We start from the raw sequence: 5663 nt of genomic DNA, 5'->3' as shown, positions 1-5663 counted from the left end.
CGCGGGGTGGGTGATCGCGGTGCGCAGGAGGTCCTCGAAGGTGCCCAGCGCGTGCTGGCGGATCGCCTGGTCGTAGGAGAAGCGGTGGGTGAAGTTGGCGTCGTCGTGGACGGGCACGTTGAAGTGGTTCATCCACAGCTCGGCCATCATCTCCGCGACCGGACGGTTGGTCAGGACGCGGCGCACGAGGATCCACCGCTGGTAGTCGGCCATCACCTGCCAGCCGCTCTCTACGTCCTCGACGTTGCGGCGCCACAGGTCCTGGGGCGAGCGCGTGAGGCTGGGCCACCACGACAGGAGGGCGTCGGTGTTGCGGTCGGCGATCTCGTCCGGGGCCAGCTGGGCGCGCAGCCAGGCCTGACCGCCGCCGGCTCGGCGCACCTGGCGGGTCAGGGCGGGCGTGTTGCCGTAGGAGAAGCGGTTGACCAGGTGGCGGTCGGCCCGCTTGAGCAGCGGCTTCCCGCGGAAGCGCCGCGGCTTGTAGGCAGCCTCGGCAGGGCTGGCTCCGGCAGCGATGCCGAGGGCACCGCCGCCGGAGAGCGCACCGGTCAGGAGGGTTCGCCGTGAAGTCGACGTAGGGGTGCTCGGCATGTGGGGGGCTCCGTGCGGTGGGGGAGGTGACCGGCGTCGGGGCGGTGGGGGGACCGGTCCTGCACGAGGCTAGATCGCGGGGCTGCTCGGAGGGCCTCTCGGAGCAGGAAATGGCACCGAATGACTAGACGGTCTGTCCGACCGGTTCCCGCCGAGCGAACCCACCCACGGTCCGGCTACTCTTTCCTCGCCCGTACGACCGACACGAAGGACCGTGAACCGCCCGATGGACGGCTCTCAAAGTACCAACCCGCCCCGCTCCTCCGGGGGCCCGCGATGACGCCTTGGTTGCTCCTCGCCCTTGCCCTGCTCCTGATCGCCATGTGTGGCGTGTTCGTCGCCGCGGAGTTCGCCTTCGTGACCGTCGACCGAGGCCAGGTCGACCGTGAGGCCGCCGACGGCGACGCCGGTGCGGTCGGCGTCCAGCAGGCGCTCAAGTCGCTCTCCACCCAGCTCTCCGGAGCCCAGGTGGGCATCACCGTGACCAACCTCGGGATCGGCTTCCTGGCCGAGCCCGCGATCTCGGAGATCCTCAACGGTCCCCTGACCGCTGCCGGTCTGCCCGGGAGTGCGGTCGCGCCGACGTCGCTGGTCATCGCGCTGTCACTGAGCACCGTGCTGACGATGCTGTTCGGTGAGCTGGTGCCCAAGAACGTCGCCATCGCCCTGCCGATGGCGACCGCGCGGGCCACCCAGCGACCGATGCGGCTCTTCACCGCCGCCATGCGCGGCCCGATCGCGCTGCTCAACGGCTGGGCCAACGCCATCGTGCGTCGCCTCGGGGTCGAGCCCCAGGAAGAGCTGCGCTCGGCGCGCAGCTCGGCCGAGCTGGCCTCGCTCATCTCGCGCTCGGCCGACGAGGGCACCCTCGACGCCGACACCGCCGAGCTGATGGAGCGCTCGGTCGAGTTCGGCACCCGCACGGCCGGCGAGATCATGACCCCGCGGGTGCGCACCCGCACGCTGGACATCAACGACCGTGCCAGCGCCGTCATCGACCTGACCCGGCAGACCGGTCACTCGCGCTTCCCGGTGCTCGACGACGACGACGTGGTGGTCGGCACGGTGCACGTGAAGAACGCGGTCGCCGTCCCGAGCCACGAGCGCCCCACCACCAAGGTCAAGCACCTGATGGCCAAGCCCGTGGTGGTCCCCGACTCCTTGCGCCTCGACCCGCTAATGGCCCTCCTGCGGGCCGGTGGCTTCCAGATGGCCGTCGTCCTCGACGAGTACGGCGGCCACGCCGGCATCGTCACGCTCGAGGACGTCATCGAGGAGATCGTCGGCGACATCTCCGACGAGCACGACCGCCTCGGCTCCCGCGCTCGGCAACGCCGGGACGGCTCGTGGTCGATCTCCGGCCTGCTCCGCCCCGACGAGGTCGAGGACGTGACCGGCATCGAGCTGCCCGAGAGCGAGGACTACGACACCATCGCGGGCCTCGTGCTCCAGGTTCTCGGCCGGATCCCGCGCTCCGGCGACATCGCCGAGGTCGAGGTGCCCGACCGCACGGACCCCGACCAGCCCCGCACGCTCCTCGCCGTCCTGGCCGTGGAGCACATGGACGGACTCAGGGTCGACCGACTGGCTCTGCGTCTGCTCGACCAGGCAGCAGAAGGAGTGGAGGCCGACCATGAGTGACACCGCAGCCCTGGTGCTGGCCGTGGTCCTGCTGGCCTTCAACGCCTTCTTCGTCGGGGCCGAGTTCGCCCTGATCTCCGCGCGCCGTAGCCAGATCGAGCCGAAGGCGCAGAGCGGCTCGCGGGCGGCTCGCACGACGCTGAAGGCGATGGAGAACGTCTCCTTGATGATGGCGGGCGCCCAGCTCGGCATCACCATCTGCTCGCTCGGCCTCGGTGCCGTCGGCGAGCCCGCGCTGGCCCACCTCATCGAGCCGCTCTTCGAGCGTGCCGGCGTGCCCGAGGCCCTGCTCCACCCCGTCGCGTTCGTGCTCGCCCTCATCGTCGTGGTCGCGCTGCACGTAGTGCTGGGCGAGATGGTGCCCAAGAACATCGCCATCGCCGGGCCGGAGCGCTCCGCCCTGGTGCTGGCTCCGGCACTGGTCGCGGTGGTGGCGCTGCTCCGCCCGATCATCGTGGGGCTCAACGCCATCGCCAACGCCACCCTGCGCCTCATGCACGTCGAGCCCAAGGACGAGGTCAGCTCGACCTTCACCCGCGAGGAGGTCGCCGCGCTCGTGGAGGAGTCCCGCGGCGAGGGCCTCCTCGAGGCCGACGAGTACGACCGGCTCGCCGGCGCGCTCGGCTTCACCGAGAAGTCCGTCGAGAAGGTCCTGCTGCCCTCGCACGGGCTGTCCACGATCGTGCGGGGCTCGAGTGCCGCCGACATCGAGGCCTTGTGCGCCGCTACGGGCTTCAGCCGCTTCCCGGTGGCCAGCCCCACCGGCGACCTGCTGGGCTACCTCCACATCAAGGACGTGCTCGAGCCCGACGAGCAGCGTCGCAACGAGCCGATCGACGACAAGTGGATCCGTCCGTTCGCGCCCGTGCCCGCACACGCGCCGTTGCACGAGGCGCTGGAGGTCCTCCAGCGTCGGGGCGCGCACATGGCGCGCGTGGTCGACACCGAGGGCAGCACCGTCGGTCTGGCCACCCTGGAGGACGTGATCGAGGAGCTCGTCGGCGAGATCCGCGACGGCGCCCACCTCGAGGAGACGTCCTGACCCGCGCGTGCGCGGTCGACTCGTGCCCGCGCGCCCGTAGGGTAGGTAGCTGTGGCAGGTGAAGCGACGACCGGTGCCGATCACTCGGCAGCGCTGGTGTGGACCCTTCCCAACGCGTTGAGCGCGCTGCGCCTGCTGGGCGTCCCGGTCTTCCTCTACCTCGTGCTCGGACCCGAGGAGGACGGCTGGGCCCTCGCGCTCCTCGTCGCGTCGGGCATCACCGACTTCCTCGACGGGTGGCTGGCGCGCAAGCTCGACCAGCAGTCCGTCGTCGGGCAGATCCTCGACCCGGTGGCCGACCGGCTCTACATCCTCGCGGTCGTCGTGGCCCTCGGCCTGCGCGACATCATCCCGTGGTGGGTGGCGATCATCCTGCCGCTGCGCGACGCCCTCATGTGGGGGCTCGTGCCGATGCTCCGCACGCGTGGCTACAGCGCCCTGCCGGTGCACTTCCTCGGCAAGGCCGCCACGTTCAACCTGCTCTACGCCTTCCCACTTCTCCTGCTCGGCGACGGCGAGGGCACCGTGGCCACGCTGGCCGAGGTGTTCGGTTGGGCGTTCGCCGTCTGGGGCATCGCGCTCTACTGGTGGGCAGGCGTGCTCTACGCCTGGCAGGTGCGCCGGCTCCTCGCGACGACCGAACGGACCTGAGGCGATGCCCGCCGACACGGCGTCCGAGCGGACCCACCTGCCGCTGCTGACGTTGATCACCCAGCAGTCCCTCGACGAGGACTACCTGGTCGCCGCCGAGCGCCGTGCCGCTGGAGCGCCCCGACCGCCACGCGATCGGATGCGCCGCCTCGCGGTGCTGGTGATCGTCGTGTTCGGGCTGATGGTGTCGACGGCGTTCGTGCAGACCTCCCTCAACGCCGACGCCGACGACGCCGGGCGGACGACGCTGATCAGCCGTCTGGAGACCGAGCGCGAGGTGCTCGCCCGCCAGCAGCAGCGCCTCGCCGACCTGCGGGTCGCCAACATCACGCTGGAGGACGAGATCGGACAGCTCGCCGACACCGAGCAGGAGGCGCTCGTCCGCAACCGTCGCCTCCAGATCCGCACCGGCTTCCTGGGCGTCCTCGGCGAGGGCGTCCGCGTCACGGTGACCGAGCGTCCCGACGCCGACCCGGTCCAGCTCGTCCAGGACTCCGACCTCGGGCTGCTGGTCAACGGGCTCTGGGAGGCAGGCGCCGAGGCGATCGCCGTCAACGGTCAGCGACTGACGGCGCGTAGCGCCATCCGCACCAGCGGCCAGGCCATCGAGGTCAACGAGAAGGGGATCGCCGGGCCGTACGTCGTGGAAGCGATCGGCGACACGCGCACCCTGTCGGCGCGACTCTTCGACACGACCTCGGCGCTGGTGTTCGTGGGCAAGGCCGAGTTCTACGGATTCACCTACGCCGTGGAGAATGTGCTCGAGCTGTCGTTGCCTGCGGGCCCGGCGGCCTTCCTCAACCAGCGTTCGGCCACCATCGGCTCGAGCACTGACAGCCCAGACGACTCAGCGAACCCCAAGAACCCCGAGAGCGAGGTCGAGACGCCGTGATCGCAGTTCTCGGTCTGCTGCTCGGTGTGCTGCTGGGTCTGGTCTTCCAGCCGGACGTGCCCCTGGGCCTCGAGCTCTACCTGCCGATCGCCGTCGTGGCGGCGCTCGACGCTGTCTTCGGTGGCCTGCGCGCCTACCTCGACGGCATCTTCGACGACAAGGTCTTCGTCGTCTCCTTCGTGAGCAACGTCTTCATCGCCGCCGGCATCGTCTACCTCGGTGACCGGCTCGGTGTCGGCGGCCAGCTCTCGACCGGCGTCGTCGTCGTGCTGGCCATCCGGATCTTCTCCAACGTCGCCGCCATCCGACGCCATCTCTTCCATGCCTGACCAGACGAACCCGGCCACGGGGGAGACCGGGCGCGCTCGCCTGTGGAAGGCCGTGCGTCACTCCTCGCGGCGCCAGATCGTCGTCGCGGTGCTGCTGGCGCTGGTGGGTTTCGCCGGGATCGTCCAGATCCAGAACACCAAGGACGCCTCCACCTACTCGGGGCTGCGCGAGCAGGACCTGATCGACGTCCTCAACGGCCTCGCCGGCACCACGCAACGCACCCAGGCCGAGATCGACCGGCTGACCGATGCCCGTGCCGAGCTGCGCTCGGAGACCGGGCAGCGCCGTGCCGCGGTCGAGCAGGCGCAGCAGGAGGTCGACAGCCTCAACGTGCGGGCCGGCGTCGTGCCCGTCACCGGCCCCGGCATCCGGGTGACCATAGCCGAGGAGACCGGCACCGTGTCGGTGGGCTCGATGCTGGACACGATCCAGGAGCTGCGGTCGGTCGGCGCCGAGGCGATCCAGATCAACGGCCAGGTGCGTGTCGTCGCCCAGACCTCGTTCGAGGACGGCGTC

General features: G+C 70.5%; 7 protein-coding genes. 6 read left to right on the top strand and 1 reads right to left on the bottom strand.

Annotation, left to right across the window (positions count from 1 at the left end; translation table 11 throughout):
- Window positions 1-591 (bottom strand): DUF1800 family protein (locus VOI19_RS13040; protein ID WP_323793393.1); only part of this gene is annotated, 591 nt, incomplete at its 3' end.
- A gap of 276 nt (window positions 592-867) precedes the next feature.
- On the opposite strand from VOI19_RS13040, the gene VOI19_RS13035 reads away from it, so the two are divergent.
- From VOI19_RS13035 to VOI19_RS13010, 6 genes are all read left to right on the top strand, one after another.
- Complete coding sequence (locus VOI19_RS13035) at window positions 868-2232, top strand: hemolysin family protein (protein WP_323793392.1); 1365 nt, start codon at window positions 868-870, stop codon at window positions 2230-2232.
- On the top strand, window positions 2225-3274 hold the full coding sequence (locus VOI19_RS13030) for a hemolysin family protein (protein WP_323793391.1): 1050 nt from the start codon (window positions 2225-2227) through the stop codon (window positions 3272-3274). Before VOI19_RS13035 ends, VOI19_RS13030 begins: the two co-directional genes overlap by 8 nt.
- Before the next feature lie 51 nt (window positions 3275-3325).
- Window positions 3326-3925 (top strand): CDP-alcohol phosphatidyltransferase family protein, encoded by a 600-nt coding sequence (locus tag VOI19_RS13025; RefSeq protein ID WP_323793390.1) that lies wholly within the window; start codon window positions 3326-3328, stop codon window positions 3923-3925.
- A gap of 4 nt (window positions 3926-3929) precedes the next feature.
- On the top strand, window positions 3930-4817 hold the full coding sequence (locus VOI19_RS13020) for a DUF881 domain-containing protein (RefSeq protein ID WP_323793389.1): 888 nt from the start codon (window positions 3930-3932) through the stop codon (window positions 4815-4817).
- Window positions 4814-5146, top strand: a complete 333-nt coding sequence (locus VOI19_RS13015) for a small basic family protein (protein ID WP_323793388.1) — start codon at window positions 4814-4816, stop codon at window positions 5144-5146. The genes VOI19_RS13020 and VOI19_RS13015 overlap by 4 nt, the downstream gene beginning before the upstream one ends.
- On the top strand, window positions 5139-5663 hold a 525-nt coding region (locus VOI19_RS13010; protein ID WP_323793387.1), incomplete at its 3' end, for a DUF881 domain-containing protein. The genes VOI19_RS13015 and VOI19_RS13010, both read left to right, overlap by 8 nt.

Origin of the sequence: Nocardioides sp. (assembly GCF_034670285.1) — a bacterium.
Classification (GTDB): domain Bacteria; phylum Actinomycetota; class Actinomycetes; order Propionibacteriales; family Nocardioidaceae; genus Nocardioides.
The sequence above is the reverse complement of the archived record's forward strand: the minus strand, read 5'-3'. Positions and strand labels throughout refer to the sequence as shown.

Excerpts from the sequence above, each read along its gene's own strand:
- VOI19_RS13035 (WP_323793392.1), top strand. The coding sequence starts at position 868 with ATGACGCCTTGGTTGCTCCTCGCCCTTGCCCTGCTCCTGATCGCCATG.
- VOI19_RS13030 (WP_323793391.1), top strand. The coding sequence starts at position 2,225 with ATGAGTGACACCGCAGCCCTGGTGCTGGCCGTGGTCCTGCTGGCCTTC.
- VOI19_RS13020 (WP_323793389.1), top strand. The coding sequence starts at position 3,930 with ATGCCCGCCGACACGGCGTCCGAGCGGACCCACCTGCCGCTGCTGACG.